Source organism: Bacillus sp. FSL K6-3459 (genome assembly GCF_038003305.1).
GTDB classification, from domain to species: Bacteria; Bacillota; Bacilli; order Bacillales; family Bacillaceae; genus Bacillus; species Bacillus pumilus_O.
The window spans coordinates 2,417,064-2,437,575 of sequence record NZ_JBBOOW010000001.1 but is presented as its reverse complement, the minus strand read 5'-3'; the positions used below and the strand labels follow the sequence as shown (position 1 = coordinate 2,437,575).

At 42.3% G+C, this 20,512-nt stretch carries 21 protein-coding genes and 1 riboswitch; of the genes, 17 read left to right on the top strand and 4 right to left on the bottom strand.

The window, feature by feature from the left end:
- Window positions 1-68 precede the first annotated feature (68 nt).
- The 5 genes from nadB to MHI35_RS12365 all read left to right on the top strand — a co-directional run bounded on the left by nadB (window position 69) and on the right by MHI35_RS12365 (window position 5,711).
- Window positions 69-1,643, top strand: coding sequence for an L-aspartate oxidase (nadB, locus tag MHI35_RS12385; protein WP_211062939.1), 1,575 nt, complete (start codon window positions 69-71; stop codon window positions 1,641-1,643).
- A complete protein-coding gene (nadC, locus tag MHI35_RS12380) occupies window positions 1,625-2,488 on the top strand; it encodes a carboxylating nicotinate-nucleotide diphosphorylase (RefSeq protein ID WP_211062940.1) in 864 nt (287 codons plus the stop codon). Before nadB ends, nadC begins: the two co-directional genes overlap by 19 nt.
- The gene (gene nadA, locus MHI35_RS12375; protein WP_211062941.1) at window positions 2,475-3,584 is read left to right on the top strand and encodes a quinolinate synthase NadA; all 1,110 of its coding nucleotides are present in this window, start codon (window positions 2,475-2,477) and stop codon (window positions 3,582-3,584) included. The genes nadC and nadA overlap by 14 nt, the downstream gene beginning before the upstream one ends.
- Window positions 3,585-3,715: 131 nt before the next feature.
- Window positions 3,716-4,960 carry a SafA/ExsA family spore coat assembly protein gene (gene safA / locus MHI35_RS12370; RefSeq protein WP_144520783.1) on the top strand — a complete coding sequence of 415 codons (1,245 nt, stop codon included), beginning with the start codon at window positions 3,716-3,718 and terminating at the stop codon, window positions 4,958-4,960.
- 133 nt (window positions 4,961-5,093) lie between these two features.
- Window positions 5,094-5,711 (top strand): YhcN/YlaJ family sporulation lipoprotein, encoded by a 618-nt coding sequence (locus tag MHI35_RS12365; RefSeq protein ID WP_041815785.1) that lies wholly within the window; start codon window positions 5,094-5,096, stop codon window positions 5,709-5,711.
- A 48-nt stretch (window positions 5,712-5,759) separates the two neighbouring features.
- Here the strand turns inward: MHI35_RS12365 and MHI35_RS12360 are convergent, their stop codons facing one another.
- Entirely contained in the window at window positions 5,760-6,392 is a 633-nt protein-coding gene (locus MHI35_RS12360; RefSeq protein WP_211062942.1) for a LysE family translocator, read from the bottom strand.
- Window positions 6,393-6,629: 237 nt separating this feature from the next.
- A riboswitch (TPP riboswitch) is annotated at window positions 6,630-6,738 on the top strand.
- A 129-nt stretch (window positions 6,739-6,867) separates the two neighbouring features.
- On the opposite strand from MHI35_RS12360, the gene thiC reads away from it, so the two are divergent.
- Together thiC and MHI35_RS12350 are read left to right on the top strand one after the other, a co-directional pair.
- On the top strand, window positions 6,868-8,628 hold the full coding sequence (gene thiC / locus MHI35_RS12355; protein ID WP_211062943.1) for a phosphomethylpyrimidine synthase ThiC: 1,761 nt from the start codon (window positions 6,868-6,870) through the stop codon (window positions 8,626-8,628).
- A 182-nt stretch (window positions 8,629-8,810) separates the two neighbouring features.
- Window positions 8,811-8,993, top strand: a complete 183-nt coding sequence (locus MHI35_RS12350; RefSeq protein ID WP_003216799.1) for a hypothetical protein — start codon at window positions 8,811-8,813, stop codon at window positions 8,991-8,993.
- 33 nt (window positions 8,994-9,026) lie between these two features.
- Here MHI35_RS12350 and MHI35_RS12345 read toward each other — a convergent pair whose 3' ends face one another.
- Entirely contained in the window at window positions 9,027-9,671 is a 645-nt protein-coding gene (locus MHI35_RS12345; protein WP_211062944.1) for a protein kinase family protein, read from the bottom strand.
- A 237-nt stretch (window positions 9,672-9,908) separates the two neighbouring features.
- On the opposite strand from MHI35_RS12345, the gene MHI35_RS12340 reads away from it, so the two are divergent.
- The 7 genes from MHI35_RS12340 (at window position 9,909) to yajC (ending at window position 14,926) form a co-directional block, all read left to right on the top strand.
- The gene (locus tag MHI35_RS12340) at window positions 9,909-10,409 is read left to right on the top strand and encodes an intercompartmental signaling factor BofC (protein ID WP_335349051.1); all 501 of its coding nucleotides are present in this window, start codon (window positions 9,909-9,911) and stop codon (window positions 10,407-10,409) included.
- Window positions 10,410-10,558: 149 nt separating this feature from the next.
- Window positions 10,559-11,164 (top strand): Holliday junction branch migration protein RuvA, encoded by a 606-nt coding sequence (gene ruvA / locus MHI35_RS12335; protein WP_211062946.1) that lies wholly within the window; start codon window positions 10,559-10,561, stop codon window positions 11,162-11,164.
- An 11-nt stretch (window positions 11,165-11,175) separates the two neighbouring features.
- Complete coding sequence (ruvB, locus tag MHI35_RS12330; protein ID WP_050943663.1) at window positions 11,176-12,180, top strand: Holliday junction branch migration DNA helicase RuvB; 1,005 nt, start codon at window positions 11,176-11,178, stop codon at window positions 12,178-12,180.
- Window positions 12,173-12,373 (top strand): DUF2905 domain-containing protein, encoded by a 201-nt coding sequence (locus tag MHI35_RS12325; RefSeq protein WP_012010741.1) that lies wholly within the window; start codon window positions 12,173-12,175, stop codon window positions 12,371-12,373. Before ruvB ends, MHI35_RS12325 begins: the two co-directional genes overlap by 8 nt.
- 34 nt (window positions 12,374-12,407) lie before the next feature.
- On the top strand, window positions 12,408-13,436 hold the full coding sequence (gene queA / locus MHI35_RS12320) for a tRNA preQ1(34) S-adenosylmethionine ribosyltransferase-isomerase QueA (RefSeq protein ID WP_335349008.1): 1,029 nt from the start codon (window positions 12,408-12,410) through the stop codon (window positions 13,434-13,436).
- A 30-nt stretch (window positions 13,437-13,466) separates the two neighbouring features.
- Window positions 13,467-14,612 (top strand): tRNA guanosine(34) transglycosylase Tgt, encoded by a 1,146-nt coding sequence (tgt, locus tag MHI35_RS12315; RefSeq protein ID WP_144520774.1) that lies wholly within the window; start codon window positions 13,467-13,469, stop codon window positions 14,610-14,612.
- A gap of 47 nt (window positions 14,613-14,659) precedes the next feature.
- Entirely contained in the window at window positions 14,660-14,926 is a 267-nt protein-coding gene (gene yajC, locus MHI35_RS12310; RefSeq protein ID WP_003216659.1) for a preprotein translocase subunit YajC, read from the top strand.
- A 51-nt stretch (window positions 14,927-14,977) separates the two neighbouring features.
- Here the strand turns inward: yajC and MHI35_RS12305 are convergent, their stop codons facing one another.
- Window positions 14,978-15,355: a TIGR04086 family membrane protein gene (locus MHI35_RS12305; protein ID WP_144455757.1), complete on the bottom strand. Its 378-nt coding sequence runs from the start codon at window positions 15,353-15,355 to the stop codon at window positions 14,978-14,980.
- Window positions 15,356-15,520: 165 nt separating this feature from the next.
- Between MHI35_RS12305 and MHI35_RS12300 the strand changes: the two genes are divergently transcribed.
- Entirely contained in the window at window positions 15,521-16,183 is a 663-nt protein-coding gene (locus MHI35_RS12300; RefSeq protein WP_003216185.1) for a DUF421 domain-containing protein, read from the top strand.
- Between the two features lies 1 nt (window position 16,184).
- Here MHI35_RS12300 and spoVB read toward each other — a convergent pair whose 3' ends face one another.
- On the bottom strand, window positions 16,185-17,735 hold the full coding sequence (spoVB, locus tag MHI35_RS12295) for a stage V sporulation protein B (RefSeq protein WP_211062948.1): 1,551 nt from the start codon (window positions 17,733-17,735) through the stop codon (window positions 16,185-16,187).
- 115 nt (window positions 17,736-17,850) lie between these two features.
- On the opposite strand from spoVB, the gene MHI35_RS12290 reads away from it, so the two are divergent.
- Both MHI35_RS12290 and secDF read left to right on the top strand, forming a co-directional pair.
- Window positions 17,851-18,147: a post-transcriptional regulator gene (locus MHI35_RS12290; RefSeq protein WP_003216788.1), complete on the top strand. Its 297-nt coding sequence runs from the start codon at window positions 17,851-17,853 to the stop codon at window positions 18,145-18,147.
- Between the two features lie 41 nt (window positions 18,148-18,188).
- Window positions 18,189-20,417, top strand: coding sequence for a protein translocase subunit SecDF (secDF, locus tag MHI35_RS12285; protein WP_144520770.1), 2,229 nt, complete (start codon window positions 18,189-18,191; stop codon window positions 20,415-20,417).
- Window positions 20,418-20,512 lie beyond the last annotated feature (95 nt).

The window sequence follows — 20,512 nt, the reverse complement described above, 5'->3', positions numbered from 1 at the left end:
TTTCTTGTATTTATTGTAGTGTTGTGTAATGATATGTGTCAAGACAGGTGTAAATGACAGGAGGGGCAATGGTGTCAGCAATCAAAAAAATCATTGTGGTGGGATCAGGCATTGCAGCGCTTTCCTTTGCAAAAACCATTTCAGCAAGCTGTGAAGTCATCATGATGACAAAAAAACAATTTTCCTCTAGTAATTCCATGCTTGCACAAGGAGGAATCGCTGCTGCTTTTTCAGCACAGGATTCTGTTCATCAACATGTAAAAGACACATTAGCTGCCGGCTGTGATCACAATGATGAAAGGGCGGTACAAGAGATCGTCAGTCTTGGAAAGCATATGGTGGAGCAACTCGTAGAAGAAGGCTGTCCATTTGATCAAACAGAGAATGGACAGCCGCAATTAGGTAAAGAAGGGGCACATACGACTCATCGCATTTTGCATGCAGGAGGAGACCAAACTGGCAAAACCCTCGTGCAGTATTTTAAAAATCAGCTTGGCTCACATATTCATTTATACGAATATCACCATGTCATTGACCTACTCGTTCATGAAGAAACCTGCATAGGAGTGGTCTGGAAAGACGAGAAAGGACACGTAGATACCATGACCGCAGATGCCGTTGTTTTATCCACGGGTGGCTGCGGCTCCCTATATGAAACGAATACAAATGATTCTTCTGTAACAGGAGGCGGATTGATGATGGCTTATCGAGCCGGGGCGCAATTAGCTGATCTCGAATTTGTTCAATTTCATCCTACCCTCTTGACGATCGCTGGAAAAGCAGTCGGTCTCGTGTCAGAGGCTGTCCGAGGAGAAGGAGCCTATTTAGAAGATGAAACAGGAAGGAGAATCATGAAAGGCATTCACCCACAAGCTGATTTAGCGCCTAGAGATATCGTCTCTAGAGCTATTTTCCATGAGCAGCAATTAGGTCATAAACTCTATCTTAATATCAGCGAAATTTCAAATTTCTCAGTTCGTTTTCCAGCCATTGCTGCAATGTGTGAGCGGGCTGGTGTTGATATGGCAAGCGGCAGGCTCCCGGTTTCCCCAGGTATGCATTTTTTAATGGGCGGGATCTGCGTGAATGAAAATGGAGAAACGACGGTTCCATCTCTTTTCGCTATCGGAGAAGCGGCCTGTACAGGCTTACATGGAGCGAACCGATTGGCGAGTAATTCTCTCTTGGAAGGTCTCGTTTTAGGAAACAAAGCGGCACATAGAATTGAACAAATACCTAAACAGAAAAAAACAATCCCCTCTCCCTCAATTCAAGAAATATGGTCCGTGCCAGAAATTTCAGAGAACCAGTTGAGACAATGGATGGCGACATACGCAGCAATTGTAAGAGACGAAAAAGGGCTAAAGACCTTGCTTCAAACATTACAGCAAGTGCCTTGTCAGCAAATGAATGTGAAAGAGATCACAAGTGAACAGATCGAATTAAGCAATCAATGGACATTAGCGATTTGTCTTGTGAAGTCTGCCTTACTGCGAACAGAAAGCAGAGGCGGTCATTATCGAATGGATTATCCAAATCGGAATGATGCATTATGGCGGGGCATGCAAATTGTCCATGAAAAAGGCCACATTCATATGATGAAAAATGAAAGGATCGGTGCCAAATGGAACGTTTACAGTTAAAACAAATGCTGACTCATTTTTTCGCAGAAGATATTGGTTTTGGAGATGTATCAGCCGATGGCATTTTTGGAGAAAAGAAAGGAACAGCCTACATCATCGCAAAACAATCGGGTGTATTGGCAGGTTCTCAAGTCATTGACATAGGGTACCGTCTGCTGAATGAACAGATTGGGGTTGAGTTGTTTTTTGAAGAAGGTGATTGGATTCATTCAGGGGAAGTGCTAGCGAAAATAAAGGGACCAGTCAGCGACTTATTAAAAGGAGAACGGATCATTTTAAATGTCTTGCAGCGCATGACAGGTATCGCCACTTTAACACATGAAGCAGTACAGCGATTAGCGGACCCGTCGATTACGATTTGTGATACGAGAAAAACGACGCCTGGCTTGCGTATGTTAGAGAAATACGCTGTGAAGACAGGAGGGGGAAAAAATCATCGCTTCGGCTTATCAGATGGGGTGATGATTAAAGACAATCATATTGCCGCATGTGGCTCCATTCGTGAAGCTGTAGAGAAAGCAAGGGCATATGCCGGTCATATGGTGAAAATTGAAGTGGAAATTGAATCAGAAACGCAGCTAAAGGAAGCCATTGATGCAAAGGCCGATGTCATCATGTTTGACAACTGCTCTCCAGACGAAGTAAAACGTTTTAAACAAATGACGCCGGAGACAATTCTGACCGAGGCTTCAGGAGGCATCACGCTAGAGACATTGCCAAGTTACAGAGGGACAGGTGTCGACCTTATTTCGCTTGGTTTTCTGACACACTCTGCTCCAGCATTTGATTTTAGTATGAATATGGAATTTAGTCATAAAGGGGGAACCACTCATGTCACTGCTTGATGTACTGGCAAACCAACATGCAGCCATGATGCCAGAAGAATATAAACACCGCTCTGTTGATGAGATGGAGCAGCGTGTTTTAGACATTAAACGTGCCTTTGGATCAAAACTTTTTATACCAGGGCATCATTATCAAAAGGACGAAGTCATCCAATTCGCAGATGCAACAGGAGATTCATTGCAGCTCGCACAAATAGCTGCAGACAACAAGGAAGCGGAGTACATTGTGTTCTGCGGTGTTCACTTCATGGCTGAAACGGCAGATATGCTGTCAAAAAAGAATCAAAAAGTTCTTTTGCCCGATATGAGAGCAGGCTGTTCAATGGCAGATATGGCGAACATGAAACAAACGGATCGAGCATGGGAGCAGCTCACTGATCTGTTTGGGGAGACAATTCTTCCACTTACGTATGTCAACTCAACAGCTGATATTAAAGCATTTGTTGGCAAGCATGGCGGGGCAACGGTGACATCATCAAACGCAAAAAAAATGCTGGAGTGGGCGCTCACACAAAAAGAACGGATTCTGTTTCTCCCTGATCAGCATTTGGGGCGTAATACAGCCTTTGATTTAGGCATTTCACTTGAAGAAATGGCTGTGTGGGATCAAATAGAAGAAAGGCTTATCACCGACCAGCCACTTTCCCGCATTAAGATGATTTTATGGAAAGGCCACTGCTCTGTCCATGAGAAATTTACGGTGCGGAATATTGAAGAAACGAGAAAAAGAGACCGTGACATTCAAATTCTTGTCCATCCAGAGTGCACGCATGAAGTCGTCACGGCTTCTGATCTTGCCGGTTCCACGAAATTTATTATTGATACAATCAAAGAAGCACCAGCAGGAAGCAAGTGGGCGATTGGAACAGAGATGAATTTGGTCAAGCGGATCATCGATCAGCATCCAGATAAACAAATTGAATCCCTCAATCCGGATATGTGTCCATGTTTGACGATGAATCGGATCGATCTCCCTCATTTGTTATGGTCACTTGAGAGCATTGAAAAAGGTGATCCGGTCGGTTTCATTCAAGTCAATGAAGACACGAAAAAAGATGCTTTACTCGCACTGAATAAAATGCTCATCATTAAATAATGAATCCACCCCTCCTATCAGAAAACAAGTTTTTATCATATCGGCTTGTAAATAGGCATAAATTTATGGTGAAACATATTGTACTTCTGACATAACCGTTACGTTCACGTTTTGCATAGGAGGGGAAAACGTTGAAAATTCATATTGTGCAAAAAGGAGACTCCCTTTGGAAAATTTCAAAGAAATACGGAGTCGACTTTCAAGAATTGAAAAAACTAAATTCACAGCTCAGTAATCCAGATTTGATCATGCCGGGTATGAAGATCAAGATTCCATCTAGTGGTGTTCCTGTAAAAACAGATCATCAGAAAGCAAAAGAAATGCCAAAGCCGAAAGAACATCCGTATGTGAAAGAAAAGCCAAAAGATGTCGTGCAAGTGCAAGATACGAAACCGAAAGAAAAGCCAAATGAACCTGTCCCTTATGTACCGCCAGTGCCAAAAATCGAGCAGCCAGTTTTTCCGCAAGTTGATGTGAACTATTATCAGACCAATCTCTACCAGCCATTCACGCCTCCTCCCAAAAAAGAACATCATGAGAAAAAAGATCACGTTCATGAAAAGAAAGATCATGTTCATGACAAAAAGGATCATAAAGATCATGTTCACTATGAGAACAAGGAGCATAAAGATCACAAGGACCACAAGGACCATTTCCATCATGAAAATAAAGGTCATTTAAAAGATGAAGTGGCAAAGGGATATGATCCATTTATTCATATTCCGCATCAAAAGGAGGAGGGCAAAGATATGGAGCACAGCAATTACCCAAACCTTCCTAATTTCCCGCAAATGCCGAATGTAGGAGGCGCAGCGGTAGGGGGAATGGCTGAGAATAAGGAGCATCATCACCATCACCAGCATCATGACGCATATGATCCTTATTATGGTCATGGTCATTACATGCCGGCAATGTATCCGTATCCGCAGCAAATGGTGCCAGCATCGCCAATTTTACCAGGGTCAGGTCTTTGCTACCCAGTCCAGCCATATTATCACCATCACATGATGCCGTATCCATACCCAGCGCAGCCATATTATCCTGCGTATCAAGCGCCAGCTTATTACGGAGAACATTTTGAACATCATGCAAACGATGGGCATCACTGGCACCACCATATGCATCCGAATGCCAATGCAAACGCCAATGTGAATGCGAACGTGAATCAAGGCTTTTATCCAAATGTTTCAAATGAAGCTTATGGCAAGGAAGACTGCGGATGTGATGATGGCATGAAGCAACATCAACCGTGGCCAGGACATTACCCAAATCCTGTACCTTATGGCCAAATGGGTGCTTATCCAGCTCAGCCTTATATGCAGCCATATCCAGGTCAATCTGTTTTTGCAAGACCAGAGGAAGACGAAGAAGAGTAATAACAGAAGGAGCGATCTCAATCGTTCCTTTTTTTGTTTATAACTGACAGCTTGATTTTTTCCCAAACTGTACATGCTAAAACAGAGCCTGTTTCGCGCTCATGAGATTGAATTTGTACAGGGGGTTTTTCGTTTGAGACAAAAATGGCAAAAAACGATCGCATTAGTGCTTCTTCCTATTGGGTTAACGGCATGTGGTACAAATGACAATGCAGGAGTAGATACTCGTCATAATCAATCAGGTCAGCCAGTCGGATATCATTCGAATAACCGTGCGGATGACAATAACCAAGATCATCAAGGGCCAGTTTCTGAGCTTATGGAGGGGATGAACGGTGGGAATACAACGAATGTTGATTATCGCACCCGTCCTCAAGCAGATGATCGAACGCCTCTTGCAGGTGGAGATGGACGCTACAGCCATGGAGATATGAACTATCATAACCAAATGTCGTTCTCTGGCTACGATAAACAAGAGAACGTGCAGCGTTCAAGAAAAATTGCCAATCGCGTCAATAAAATGAATCACGTTGCAGACTCACAAGTAATGGTAACAGATGAAAATGTGTATATTGCCATTAAATCAGATGGACGTCTGACATCAGAGGGAATATCGCAAGTGGAAGAAGCAGCGACTCGTTATGCGGATGGAAGAGCTGTCCAAGTCATTAAAGACGAGGGTGCTTTCACACGCTTTAGAGATATGAGAAGAACACAATTTGAAACAGGTCAAACAGGGATGACTCGATAGGTTGGAGAATAAAAAAGGCTAAAGTTCCTCAAGAACTTTAGCCTTTTCTTAAAAATAAACCTTGATGCCCATATAAAATTCGTAAAAGAAATAACAGCCAAACCCTAGTAATAAAATACCAGCAATAATGGATGTCCATTTGATCATCGTTCGGTTCATCACTTTTCTTGTTAAGGATACAAGGGTGAGAAGACCGATGTCATGAAGGAGAATCCCTGCCAATATACCGCCTGATGCTAACATAAATTCAGATGAATCTGTTTTTGTATAGGCATCTGCCAGTACAGCTCCGAATACAGAGACCCAAAACACAAGGTTTCCAGGAGATACCGCGACAAGCAAGCCGTTTCTGTACGTTTTTACGAAAGATTTATTGATTTTTTCGCCAGCTAAATGGATGTCTTGATCCGCATGTTTAATGGAATCGTATGCGAGAATCATTAAGAAGATAGCTCCAATCAGCCAGAGCGGGATTTGGACAAATGGTAGTGATAAAAACTGAGCAAATCCAGCATATAAAGCCAAAATAAGTAGGAGATCAATGGTCATGCCGCCTGCTCCTACAGTTAAACCATGAAAGAAGCCGTTTTTTAATCCCTGTTTTGTCATTTCAACCGTGATCGCGCCGACTGGCAGAGCAATTGAGAATCCTATGACGATAAATGTGAGAAATGTTTGCAATCGACTAGAACTTCCTTTAAATAAGTTTGTATAAAAATTCTCCGTTTAGATTAATTATACATAATAGGAGAAAAGGATCAATGATTATTTCAGATTTTATCTAAAATATCGGGATGGTGGATGTATATAAAGGTGTATATCAAGCTGGCTTAATCTCTTTTGTAGTGGAAAGGAACTATTTTCCTGAATCTTCTTTTTTTCATGGCAGCTCTATGCTACACTGTTGTGGAAAATAATAAATGTGACTAGGGGTGCCCGCGGCTGGGCTGAGAGAGAAGTGTATACTTCTTAACCCTTTGGACCTGATCTGGCTCGTACCAGCGTGGGGAAGTTGAAGATGATACATGGGTCATTTACGGATGACATTCATGTTTATTTCTAACGACGAAACCAGGTTCTTTTCATAGAGCCTGGTTTTTTTGCTGGTGCTGATTCCATCCTGTCCAGTGACAAGAAGAGAAGGAGAGAACAGCAAATGAAAGAAAAGAAAAATACCCCAACAACTCAATCGTTATTATCAAGCTTTGATGGTAGCCGAAAGGTGTATGAGAAAGGGTCAAGACCCGACATTTTAGTGCCAAAAAGAGAAATTGCCCTCACGCAAACGGTGACGCAGGCAGGAGTGATTCAAAATGAACCAATTCGTGTGTACGATACGAGTGGACCTTACACGGATGAGCGTGCCCATATCGATGTGACAAAAGGGCTTAACCGTCTGAGAGCAGCATGGATCGAGGAAAGAGGAGATACAGAAAGCTATGAAGGGCGCCATGTAAAACCTGAAGATAACGGCTATCGCTCCAAAGAGAAAGGGTCTCATCAACATATTCATACTGATTTTCATCATAAGCCGCTTCGCGCAAAACAAGGTGCCTGTGTAACGCAAATGCATTATGCAAAAAAAGGTATTGTGACGCCTGAAATGGAGTTTATCGCTTTAAGAGAAGGGCTAAGCCCTGAGTTCGTGAGAGAGGAAGTAGCCAGCGGAAGAGCCGTCATTCCGGCGAATATTAACCATCCTGAAAGTGAACCGATGATTATCGGAAGGCATTTTCATGTCAAAATCAATGCGAACATTGGCAATTCAGCTGTGACATCATCCATTGATGAAGAAGTTGAAAAAATGACATGGGCGATCAGATGGGGTGCTGACACCATGATGGATCTGTCTACAGGAAAGGATATTCATACAACGAGAGAATGGATCATACGGAATTGCCCAGTCCCAGTAGGAACCGTTCCCATTTATCAGGCGCTTGAAAAAGTGAATGGCGTGGCAGAAGATTTGACATGGGACGTGTACAGAGACACGTTAATTGAACAAGCAGAGCAAGGAGTAGACTACTTCACGATTCATGCGGGTGTGCGTTTAAGGTATATTCCGCTGACAGTCGACCGGGTGACTGGTATTGTTTCAAGAGGCGGTGCCATTATGGCAAGGTGGTGTCTTGCTCATCATCAAGAGAATTTCCTTTATACCCACTTCGAAGATATTTGTGAGATTATGAAAACGTATGATATTGCCTTTTCACTTGGAGATGGGCTTAGACCAGGATCAATAGCTGATGCCAATGATGAAGCTCAGTTTGCAGAGCTGGAAACGTTAGGTGAATTGACAGAGATCGCTTGGAAACATGATGTACAGGTGATGATTGAAGGACCTGGACATGTTCCGATGGATAAAATCAAAGAAAATGTGGACAAGCAAATGGAGATTTGCAAAGAGGCACCATTTTATACATTAGGGCCTCTTACAACAGATATTGCTCCGGGATATGATCATATTACATCTGCCATCGGCGCAGCTATGATTGGCTGGTATGGAACAGCGATGCTATGCTATGTGACGCCAAAGGAGCATTTAGGGCTGCCGAACAAAGAAGATGTAAGAGAAGGTGTGATCGCTTATAAAATTGCCGCTCATGCTGCTGATCTAGCGAAAGGACATCCTGCTGCTCAAAAGCGCGATGATGCTTTATCAAAAGCAAGGTTTGAATTTAGATGGCGGGACCAATTCAACCTGTCACTTGATCCAGAAAGAGCGATGGCGTTCCATGATGAAACATTGCCTGCTGAAGGCGCTAAGACTGCCCATTTTTGCTCGATGTGCGGACCGAAGTTTTGCAGCATGAAAATTTCCCATGATATTCGCAATCAATCAGAAGAAGTGAAAAAAGAGATGGAGAAGAAGGCGAAGGAGTTTATCAGCGGAGGAAGCCAAATATATTCATCCTAAAAAAGAACCTGCGGGGTTTTATCAGATCGCGGAAAAGGGATAGAGATATTGTTTGAATTTAAACAAAATTTAAACTTCTTGTGTTTGAAAGGAAAGAAGGAGGGGAAACGAGTTGAGTAGAGAATGAATGAAAAGAGCCGATCTATTCGGCCAGCTAACAAGAGAAAGTGGAAGGTGATCTTATGATGAAAGTATTTAAGGTAACATTTCATATGAACAATGGGGAAGTGCTTGATTTCGAGCTAAAACGTCCAGCTACCTATGATGTGTATAAGAAAATTGAAGAAGCCAATCATTGGTTTAAGCTGAATAATGAAATCATTAACTTATTAAATGTGAATAGCATCCATGTTGAAACAGATTGACACAGAAAAGCCGCTCAGCGAGAGCGGCTTTCATTATGCAGAGAAATCATTCCGATTATTAAGCTGACCGCGGGACAGCCAGTTCTTTTTATAGAAATAAGCAATCACTTCAAGCCATAGACGCGGTGCTTTTTTCGGGAAAAAAGGTTTTTGATAATAAGCGTAAGCGGCTTTTAAGTCATCCCATTGATGGCATGCTTTTGTTTGTGTGAAACGGGCAACGTCGATGACCCTGACCTGTCCTTCCTTCGTTAAGATCAGATTCCGCAGGTGGATATCAGAAGGGTTCAACCCTTTCTCGCGTGCTTCTTCTAGCGCATCATCGACTTGTTCAATCATTTGTTTTTTAATAGGAATCCCCTTTGTGAGGCATTCATAAAAAGTATTTCCTTTAATATATTCCATTAAAATATACTGATCCCCAGATTCATAAATCTCAGGGTAGTAAGACGAACCAGAGAGTTTTTCATAAATGGCGGCTTCTTTGCGTGCAATATGCTGATAAGAAGGGAAAAAGACTTTTAGCGCCATCTTCTTACCGTTTTTTTTGTATGAAAAGACATAGGCACTTCTTCCTTTGCCACACAGCTCAAGCTCTGCCGGTTTAAAGGCAAGCTTATGAAGACGTTTATCCTCATGATACTGAATCGATTCGGCTAATCTTTTGACTTCTGACATTGACTTCACCTTCTTTGGTTTCAGTTTATGCGGCTGAAAAACGAATGATGAAAAACCGAGCATTCGATAAAGCAATGGATTGTATAAAACATACCATTTACGAATGAAGGATACAACGAAAGACTCTTCCCATATATTCATATCATCGATTTGGTTAATGTTTAGAAAAATGGGTCAAACTACATATGTCATGCATCGATCTCATGTTTTAAAGAGGTGTAAATAGTGAAAATGAAGATGAAATGTTTCGTTACAGGACTTATCATGACAAGTGTGCTTTTTTTCGCTGCGGATATGGAGGGAAAAGAACACTTCCAAAAGCAGTCAAACTCGATCACCGTACAGCTTGAAAAAGTCTATCTAGACGGAGATGTGAGTATTGAAAGACACCGGGCATCATTAGAAGACAAAGACACATTCTGGTCGCAGTATAAAGGCTGGACGCTAGTAGAACAGAAAGAGGATTTTGCGCTTTTTAGAAAGCAAATTGATGATATCTCTCCATTAAGTAAAGCAAATGGATATATCGGATTATCAGAGGACGGTGTGATTTCTACGTTTCATGGAAGGCCTGACGGTTGGGCGGAGCCCATTCATCTCTTTTTTCAAATTGATACGTCCCGTTTAGAAAGTCATGTAGAGGAGCAGCTTGAGCAAGGCATTCCTTTTCGAACAAAGGATGAATTTGAGCATGTGCTTGAAGTCATGAAGCCTTACCGAAATGAAATATCGTTTTAAAGCGTAAAACAGCTTGCTGGTGTGAAGGCCGCAAGCTGTTTTTTCATGGTGTCATCGTAAAAATGGATTGAGCGAACGTATGTTAACTTTTATTGCGGTTTTCTTCTCGATTTATGTTACAATGAAGAACAGTCAAAGAGGTGAAAACGGTGATAGAGTTTGTAAAAGGGACCATTGATTATGTGTGCCCGCAATATGTTGTCATAGAAAACGGCGGAGTGGGATATCAAGTCTATAGCCCAAACCCGTTTATCTATCAAATCAATAAACAAGAAACCATTTATACGTATCATTACATAAAAGAAGACGCTTTTTCGTTATATGGATTTCAAACACGAGAAGAAAAAGCGCTGTTCACAAAACTGTTAAATGTCACAGGGATTGGGCCGAAGGGGGCTCTAGCGATTCTTGCTTCCGGTGATCCTGGCGCTGTCATTTCAGCGATAGAACGTGAAGATGAAGCGTTCCTGATTAAGTTCCCTGGCGTTGGCAAAAAGACAGCTCGCCAAATCATTCTCGATCTAAAAGGAAAGCTAGCTGATGTCGTTCCGGAAATGATTGGCAATCTATTTAATCACGAGGACCATATTCAGGTTGAAACGCAGCAAACGGCATTAGACGAAGCGCTTGAAGCCTTAAATGTTCTTGGATACGGTGATCGCGAAATTAAAAAGGTTCTTCCAGTGTTAAAAGAAGAAAAGAATCTCACAACCGATCAATATGTGAAAAAAGCTTTACAAAAAATGTTGAAATAGGGTGATGTCTCATGGATGAACGGCTCGTCTCAACTGAAGCAGACAACCATGAATCAGCCATTGAGCAAAGTCTGCGGCCTCAGACACTTAGCCAATATATCGGTCAGCAAAAAGTAAAGGATAACCTCAGCGTGTTTATTGAAGCTGCCCGTATGAGGCAGGAAACGCTCGATCACGTCCTCTTATACGGACCACCCGGACTCGGGAAAACGACGCTTGCCTCAATTATTGCCAATGAAATGAATGTTCAGCTACGCACGACATCTGGACCAGCGATTGAACGTCCTGGTGATTTGGCGGCGATTTTAACGTCTCTTGAGCCAGGTGATGTGTTGTTTATAGATGAAATTCATCGCTTGCAGCGTTCAATTGAGGAAGTGCTTTATCCAGCAATGGAGGATTTTTGTTTAGATATCGTCATTGGCAAAGGAGATACAGCGCGCTCTGTACGGCTTGATTTACCGCCATTTACACTTGTAGGTGCCACAACCCGTGTCGGGCTTTTAACAGCACCGCTTCGTGACAGGTTTGGAGTACATGCAAGATTGGAATACTATGAGCAAAGAGATTTGGCTCACATTGTTTCAAGAACAGCCGAGCTGTTCGAGATTGGAATTGATCTTCGCTCAGCCGAAGAGATCGCAAGACGTTCGCGCGGTACGCCGAGGGTTGCCAATCGTCTACTCAGAAGAGTAAGAGATTTTGCCCAAGTGCTTGGAAATCATGCGATTACCGAGGACATTGCGGAAGATGCCCTTGAGCGCCTTCAAGTCGACAAGCTTGGTCTTGATCATATCGATCATAAGCTGCTTTTAAGTATGATTGAAAAATTTAGAGGCGGTCCTGTTGGGCTTGATACAATCTCAGCGACAATTGGAGAAGAATCACATACGATTGAAGATGTGTACGAACCGTATTTACTGCAAATTGGTTTCCTGCAAAGAACACCAAGAGGACGAGTCGTCACAAGAGAAGCGTATGAACACTTTCAAATGGAGGTTCCGATTCGTGACTGAATTCCCTAAAATATTGATGATTTTAGGTGGTGTCCTTTTTGCCGCAGGGTTAGTATTTCAATTGGTTGGTAAGCTTCCAGGTGATATTTTTGTGAAAAAAGGAAATGTGACCTTCTTTTTTCCTGTGATCACCTGCATTGTCATTAGCATCGTGCTCACGATATTACTGAATATCTTTGGACGGATGAAATAACGTTAACTAGTTAACTACAGAATAGGTGAAGGAAATGAAGTTAGAACTATTTGATTTTGATTTACCAGAAAGATTAATTGCACAAGTACCGCTTGAAAAACGTGACGCATCAAGACTGATGGTCTTAAACAAACAAACGGGTGAAGTGACACACGATACATTCTCACAAATTACCGATTATTTTCAAACGGGTGATTGCCTCGTTTTAAATAATACACGCGTTCTGCCGGCACGGTTGTTTGGAATGAAAGAGGATACAGGTGCAAAAGTTGAACTTCTTCTCTTAAAACAAGAGGAAGGAGACAAATGGGAAACACTTGTAAAACCAGCCAAACGAGTGAAAAAAGGAACAGTGATCACATTTGGTGATGGACGGCTTCAAGCGGTATGTACAGAAGAATTAGAACATGGCGGAAGAAAAGTTGAGTTTCAGTATACCGGCATTTTTTATGAAGTCCTTGAATCCCTTGGGGAAATGCCGCTACCTCCTTATATTAAAGAACAGCTTGACGATCGTGAACGCTATCAAACGGTGTATTCGAAAGAGGTCGGCTCCGCTGCTGCTCCAACTGCTGGTCTTCACTTTACAAACGAGCTGCTGGATGCGCTGAAAGAAAAGGGTGTGCACATCGCATTCATTACACTGCACGTGGGACTTGGTACTTTTCGTCCGGTCAGTGCAGATCGTATTGAAGAACACGAAATGCACGCAGAGTTTTACGAAATGAATGAAGAAACAGCAGCAGAGCTTAATCGCGTTCGCAAGGAAGGCGGGCGAATTATTTCAGTGGGGACTACGTCAACAAGAACGCTCGAAACCATTGCAAGTGAGCATGATGGCGAATTCAAAGCGTCAAGCGGCTGGACGTCAATCTTTATTTACCCAGGTTATACATTCAAGGCAATTGATGGCATGATCACGAATTTCCATCTGCCAAAATCCTCGTTAATCATGCTTGTCAGTGCATTAGCTGGGCGAGAGCATGTCCTAAAAGCGTACAATGAGGCTGTAAAAGAGGAATACCGTTTCTTCAGCTTTGGCGATGCCATGCTGATTCAATAACATCATACAACAAAGACAGGAGGGCTCATTTTGTCGCAATTACCGATACGTTATGAGTTCATTAAATCATGCAAACAAACAGGTGCACGACTAGGGCGTGTTCATACACCGCACGGCTCCTTTGACACGCCTGTATTTATGCCGGTAGGTACACTGGCTACAGTCAAAACGATGGCACCTGAAGAACTAAAGGCAATGGAAGCAGGCATCATCTTAAGCAATACGTACCACCTATGGCTCCGTCCGGGGCATGACATTGTGAAAGAAGCAGGCGGTCTGCACAAATTTATGAACTGGGATCGAGCGATTTTAACCGATTCAGGCGGATTCCAAGTGTTCTCTTTGAGTGAATTTAGAAAAATTGAAGAAGAAGGCGTTCACTTCCGTAATCACTTAAATGGTGATAAGCTGTTCCTTTCTCCTGAGAAGGCGATGGACATCCAAAATGCGCTTGGCTCTGATATTATGATGGCATTTGATGAATGCCCGCCATATCCAGCAGAATACGATTACATGAAACGTTCTGTAGAGCGGACAAGCAGATGGGCAGAACGCTGTCTAGAAGCGCATCAGCGCCCAGAGGATCAAGGGCTGTTTGGAATCATCCAAGGCGGAGAATACGAAGAGCTTCGTAAACAAAGTGCAAAAGATCTCGTGTCACTTGATTTCCCAGGCTACGCTATCGGTGGCTTATCTGTTGGGGAACCAAAAGATGTGATGAACCGTGTACTCGAGTTTACAACGCCATTGTTACCAGCAGACAAGCCAAGGTACTTAATGGGAGTAGGCTCACCAGATTCCTTAATTGACGGTGCCATTCGTGGTGTAGATATGTTTGACTGCGTACTACCAACGCGAATCGCTAGAAATGGTACGCTCATGACAAGCGAAGGACGTCTTGTTGTGAAAAATGCAAAATATGAGCGTGATTTCAGACCGATCGATGAAAATTGTGACTGTTACACATGTAAAAACTACACACGCGCTTATATTAGACATTTGATCAAAACAAATGAAACGTTCGGAATTCGATTAACAACTTATCATAATCTTCATTTTCTGTTAAAATTAATGGAGCAAGTGAGAGAAGCTATCCGTGAGGATCGTTTAGGTGATTTTAAAGAAGCGTTTTTTGAGCGTTACGGCTTTAACGAACCGAATGCGAAAAACTTTTAACGCATAAACGAAAAGCTTTACAATGCATTAGAAAGGGGTGAAATAGAATGGATGGTGGTATGGGTTCAATCATTATGATTGTTGTCATGTTTGCTGTGCTTTACTTCTTATTAATCCGTCCACAGCAAAAGCAACAAAAAGCTGTGCGTCAGATGCAGCAATCTTTATCAAAAGGCGATAAAATCGTCACAATCGGTGGTTTACACGGTGAAATCGACTACATTGATGAATCAAAAGTGGTCATCAAAACAAGCGAAAACAACCGTTTAACTTTCGATCGTCGTGCTATTAGAGAATTAGCTGACAAAGGCTAATCCTCCAATACATAGCCATAAAAAAAAGAGCGATATAGATCCGCTCTTTTTTTATTTGCCTCGAAGATTGACGCCAATCATTCCGCCGAACATACAAATGCCTAAAAATGCCCCATGATAGATGAACTGCTCTGGTGAAAAAGTTTCTCCAAACCCTAAATATTGAAACAAAAATACAGTGAGAGAAAAGGTCAGCGAAGTGATCGCACCAATGAGCCAGCCGCGCTCCTTTGCTTTTCCTCCAGAAATGATCCCCCCTAATAAAAGTGCCACAAAGGACAAAATCATAATCATCCATTTAAACGATGCTTCCTGCATACTTGTAAAGGTAAGCATAAGCGATACAAGTAAGCTTGTGACAATCATGACGATAAAAATCGCCATTAAGCCGGATAAAATCCCTTTTCCGATTTGTTTCGTTTCCTGCATGTGATTCGTCTCCTCTCCAATTGACCGAAGCTTGTCTTTTACTAAAATGTATTCACATAGAAGAAAAAATAGACATGTTTCTCACGATAAAAACAGAGGCTTTCTTTTCTACATAAATAAAGGGTTTTGACACAACCTATATGAGAGAAGGAGGGTTTACATCATATGCAGGACATCTTGATTATCTCCATGAGAACAATCATTTTATATTTTCTCATTTGGTTTATTTTTCGGTTAATGGGCAAAAGAGAGATTGGAGAATTAAGCATTTTAGATCTTGTCATTTTTATGATGATTGCAGAAATTGCAGTTCTCGCTATAGAAGAAGTCGAGGATCACATGTTACATACGGTATGGCCGATCCTGCTGTTAACCTTCATTCAGATTACACTTGCCTACCTCTCATTGAAATTCCAAGGTGTCCGGCGCTTTCTTGACGGCAAACCGGTCCTGCTCATCATCAATGGGAAAATCGACGAAGGTGCGATGAGAAAACAGCGATACAACTTTGATGACTTGCTCATTCAATTAAGAGAAAACAACATCGATAGCATTCAGGATGTGTCTTATGCCATTTTAGAGCCATCCGGAAAGCTCGCGGTCGTTGAAAAAGAGAACAAGCACACACACGGAGCGCTGGAGCTGCCACTTATTGCTGATGGCGTTGTACAACACGATCATTTGAAGCAAATTAATCAAAATGAACAGTGGCTGAAAGACGAGCTTGCCAAAAGGGGCTATCATGAAATTGACCAGATTTCCTATTGCAGTTTTAATCAAAAGACATTTTATATTGATTTGAAAGATGAAGTGATCAAGAAGAAATGAGCTAAAGCAGTTTCCCTATGAACGGGATGCGGCGAAGCTCTTCTCGCTTCACTAGCCCTAGACAGATTAATAGAATGACATACAGTGCGCATGTAACAAAGATCAGCATCACAAGCTCAATTGGGGCAGAAAAGAGCCCGTTCACTTGAGATTTCAGCCAAAGGCTTACAGCCCCAGTACCGATAATCACAAGAACGCATATCCCATATTCCTTCATTGGTAAATGAATAGGCAGTACTTTACCGACAGTAGCCGCATGAAGCAGCGTGACAAGGACGATGCCGATTAATATGGCAAGTGCTGCCCCCATAATACCAAAGCCTGGCTGTGAGGCAAGCACAAAGATCATTCCTGTCTTCACAACAGCACCTATCAGACTATTCGTCATCGCCGCACCAGCTAAATTGAGTGCTTGCAAAACGGCTTGAAGGGGCCCTTGAAAATAATACAATAGAAAAAATGGAGCCATGAATTTCACATAAATCGCCGCATGCGATGAACCATACATAAAGAGTGTTAAATCTTCTGCGTAAACAAAAAGAATAATACAGGAAATACCTCCACTGAGTAGACAAAGACGCATCGCCTGCTTCAGCCGGTATTCGACCGTTTTGCGTTTGTTTTGCTCCATTCCTTCACTGATCGCCGGGACCAGTGCAGTGGAGAGAGAATACGTAATAAAGCTAGGCAGTGTCAAAAGAGTCAGCGCAAGCCCAGTCAACTCCCCGTATTGTCTTGTCGCCTCAACAGCCGCATACCCAGCAATGGCAAGACTTTGCGCAACGACTATCGGTTCTAAAAACCAAGAAATATTCCCGATAAAACGGCTGCCTGTTGTTGGCAGGGCAATACTCATCAGCTGCTTAAATGTGTCCTTACCGTCATGAATTGCCTTGAAAAATCGTTTTCGCATGCGAATGGTCTTTTTATAACGAAAGGCAATCAGTAAATAAGCAAGTGAAATCATCTCTCCAATGACAGATGAAATCATCGCACCTGCTGCCGCGTATTCAATCCCATAAGGAAGAAAAGCTGTTGTACATACGGCCACTAGAGAAATTCTTGCAACTTGTTCCAGCACTTGAGATATGGCAAGCGGGCTCATTTGCTGTCTGCCTTGAAAATATCCTCTTAGCACACTGGAAATGGCGATGACTGGGACAACGGGCGTGATGGCAAGCAGTGGATAGACTGTTCTAGGATCTGTCAGCATATTTTCTGCCATGATGGGTGCAAACCATAAAAAGAGAGGCGTGAATATCAGGCTGAGTGTCCCTGTTACCGCAAGAGACATGACCAGAATTCGTTTTGTTTTCTGTTTGTCTCCGCGGGCTTCTGCTTCTGCGACAAGCTTACTTATAGCGACAGGCAGTCCGAATTGTGTCAGCGTCACAGCGAGAAAAAAGGTAGGAGCAGCCATCATATAAAGCCCGACTCCTTCTTCGCCAATGAATCTTGCAATGACAATTCGGTTGACAAAACCCAATATTCTCGTGATAAAACCTGCTAAAATTAAAATAATCGTGCCCTTTAAAAACGTTTGCTTCGTCAAATCAAAGATCACCTGCCTTCTCAAACGACATAGAATCATATACAATAAGATATGCGTGTATATCGTCCAAGCATGACAAGTCTCTCGATAAAAACTGAAAAGGGGGAGCATCCCATTGACACAACATCCGGCTGCAATTTACAAAGACCATTTAAAGCCTTTTCTGTTCAGTAAGCTTGAAGAATTCATCGTTTTGGGCTATAAAGATGTAGATTTAGAGGAATTATGGTCATACTTAGAGAATAAGAAATGGAAGAAAAAACAAGAGTATCCGATTCATGAAATGGTTGCAGATATTTTATCTGTGAAAATTGGCGAATTTATGAACTATGCAACCGTTCAGTCGTTTAAAACGTCTGCTTTTTTGGACAGTGAAGATGGCAAGAATATGCTAGATGAACTGTTGAAATAAGCCATCTTAATGGATTCAGGTGTTTAAGGAGGAAATACATAATGAAAAAAGGGCGCATTCTTGCGTTTTTCTTAGTGGTTCTGTTAATCGGAACTGGCGTAGGCTTACTAACAAAGCCTGTTGCGAAAGATATGACGCTAGGACTGGATTTACAGGGTGGATTTGAAGTCCTGTATGATGTACATCCAGTGAAAAAAGAGGACAAGATTACAAATAGTGTCCTCGTCAGTACAGTGGAGGCTTTAAACCGAAGAGCCAATGTGCTAGGTGTAAGTGAGCCGAACATCTCGATTGAAGGCAACAATCGTATCCGCGTGCAGCTTGCAGGGGTAAAAGATCAAAACAGAGCTAGGGAGATTCTTTCCACTGAAGCACAGCTATCCTTCAGAGATACGAATGATAAAGAACTCCTAAACGGGGCTGACCTAGTCGAAAACAGTGCAAAACAAACATTCAGTCAAACGAATGAGCCAATTGTGACGGTTAAACTAAAGGATGCGAAAAAATTTGGTGACGTCACAAGAAAAGTAGCGGCGATGGCGCCGAATAACCAGCTTGTCATTTGGCTTGATTACCACAAAGGAGATTCCTTCAAAAAAGAAGTCTCAAAATCAGACCACAAGTATGTCTCTGCGCCGAATGTGAATCAAGAAATTAACAGCAGTGACGTGCAAATTGAAGGGAAATTTACTGTCCAAGAGGCAAAAGACCTTGCAAGTATTTTAAATGCTGGGGCACTGCCAGTGAAATTGACAGAAAAATATTCAACATCTGTGAGTGCACAGTTTGGTGAACAAGCACTGAACGAAACGGTGTTCGCAGGAATTGTAGGAATCGCATTTATTTTCTTATTCATGCTGCTTTATTACCGATTACCTGGTCTTGTCGCTGTCATTACACTTTCAGCTTATATTTACATTACGCTTCAAGTGTTTGACTGGATGGGTGCAGTCATGACGCTGCCTGGAATTGCGGCATTGATTCTAGGGGTAGGGATGGCTGTTGATGCCAACATTATTACCTATGAGCGGATCAAAGAAGAGCTCAAGCTCGGCAAATCAGTTCGTTCTGCTTTCAGATCAGGGAACCGCCGATCCTTTGCGACCATCTTTGACGCAAACTTAACAAGTATTATTGCCGGTGGCGTGCTGTTCTTCTTCGGGACAAGCTCGGTAAAAGGATTTGCAACGATGCTCATCCTGTCGATTTTAACTAGCTTTATCACAGCTGTCTTCCTATCAAGATTCCTTCTCGGGCTACTTGTTGAAAGCCGCTATCTTGACCGAAGAAAAGGCTGGTTTGGTGTTCGTCAAAAAGACATTATGAACATTCATGAAACAACAGAAACCACAGAACCAAAAACACCATTTGATAAGTGGGATTTCGTCAGCAAACGTAAAGGATTTATGATTTTCTCAGCTACTATCACGATTGCGGGAATCATCGTTCTTTCCATCTTCAAGCTGAATGCGGGAATTGACTTTACAAGTGGAACTAGAATTGATATCCAAAGTGATCACAAGCTGTCAACTGAACAAGTTGAGCAAGACTTTAAAAAGCTGGACCTTGAGACAGACAGTGTCGTGTTATCGGGTCAAAAAGAAAATCAGGCAGCAGCGAGATTTGTCGGTGTGCCGAATAAAGAAAAGATTGCTGAAGTGAAAGATTACTTCAAAGATAAATACGGGACGGAGCCGAACGTAAGTACAGTGTCTCCGACTGTTGGAAAAGAGCTTGCCCGAAATGCATTATATGCTGTCATCATTGCTTCAATCGGGATCATTTTATATGTCTCCGTTCGTTTTGAATATAAAATGGCCATTGCAGCGATTATTTCACTGTTGTATGACGCGTTCTTTATCGTCGCCTTCTTTAGTATTACGCGTTTAGAGGTAGATGTCACCTTCATTGCGGCGATCCTCACAGTCATCGGATATTCGATCAACGACACGATCGTCACCTTTGACAGGGTTCGTGAACAAATGAAGAAACGAAAACCAAAAACCATTGAAGATCTATCGTACATTGTGAACTTAAGTTTACAGCAAACCTTTACGCGATCTGTCAACACGGTATTAACCGTACTTGTCGTTGTAATCGCACTCCTTATCTTTGGATCAGCGTCAATTACAAACTTCTCCATTGCCTTACTTGTTGGTCTGTTAACAGGGGTGTACTCATCTCTCTATATCGCAGCGCAAATTTGGCTCATGTGGAAAGGCCGTGAAATGAAAAAACCGGCGAAAATTGATACTGAGCAAGATATTTAATTGAGAGAGACTGCCAAAGCGGCAGTCTTTTTTCTGTCGTTTTTCCGGAAATAAGGCGATTCGAAAAAATATTTCGGGTATCATTGATCTCGAAA

Bases quoted from the DNA above. Each gene is read 5' to 3' on its own strand.
- secDF (WP_144520770.1), top strand. From the start codon at position 18,189: ATGAAAAAAGGGCGCATTCTTGCGTTTTTCTTAGTGGTTCTGTTAATC.
- yajC (WP_003216659.1), top strand. From the start codon at position 14,660: ATGGATGGTGGTATGGGTTCAATCATTATGATTGTTGTCATGTTTGCT.
- MHI35_RS12305 (WP_144455757.1), bottom strand. From the start codon at position 15,355: ATGCAGGAAACGAAACAAATCGGAAAAGGGATTTTATCCGGCTTAATG.
- MHI35_RS12300 (WP_003216185.1), top strand. From the start codon at position 15,521: ATGCAGGACATCTTGATTATCTCCATGAGAACAATCATTTTATATTTT.
- MHI35_RS12350 (WP_003216799.1), top strand. From the start codon at position 8,811: ATGATGAAAGTATTTAAGGTAACATTTCATATGAACAATGGGGAAGTG.
- nadB (WP_211062939.1), top strand. From the start codon at position 69: ATGGTGTCAGCAATCAAAAAAATCATTGTGGTGGGATCAGGCATTGCA.
- thiC (WP_211062943.1), top strand. From the start codon at position 6,868: ATGAAAGAAAAGAAAAATACCCCAACAACTCAATCGTTATTATCAAGC.
- queA (WP_335349008.1), top strand. From the start codon at position 12,408: ATGAAGTTAGAACTATTTGATTTTGATTTACCAGAAAGATTAATTGCA.
- ruvB (WP_050943663.1), top strand. From the start codon at position 11,176: ATGGATGAACGGCTCGTCTCAACTGAAGCAGACAACCATGAATCAGCC.
- nadA (WP_211062941.1), top strand. From the start codon at position 2,475: ATGTCACTGCTTGATGTACTGGCAAACCAACATGCAGCCATGATGCCA.
- MHI35_RS12345 (WP_211062944.1), bottom strand. From the start codon at position 9,671: ATGTCAGAAGTCAAAAGATTAGCCGAATCGATTCAGTATCATGAGGAT.
- MHI35_RS12340 (WP_335349051.1), top strand. From the start codon at position 9,909: ATGAAATGTTTCGTTACAGGACTTATCATGACAAGTGTGCTTTTTTTC.
- nadC (WP_211062940.1), top strand. From the start codon at position 1,625: ATGGAACGTTTACAGTTAAAACAAATGCTGACTCATTTTTTCGCAGAA.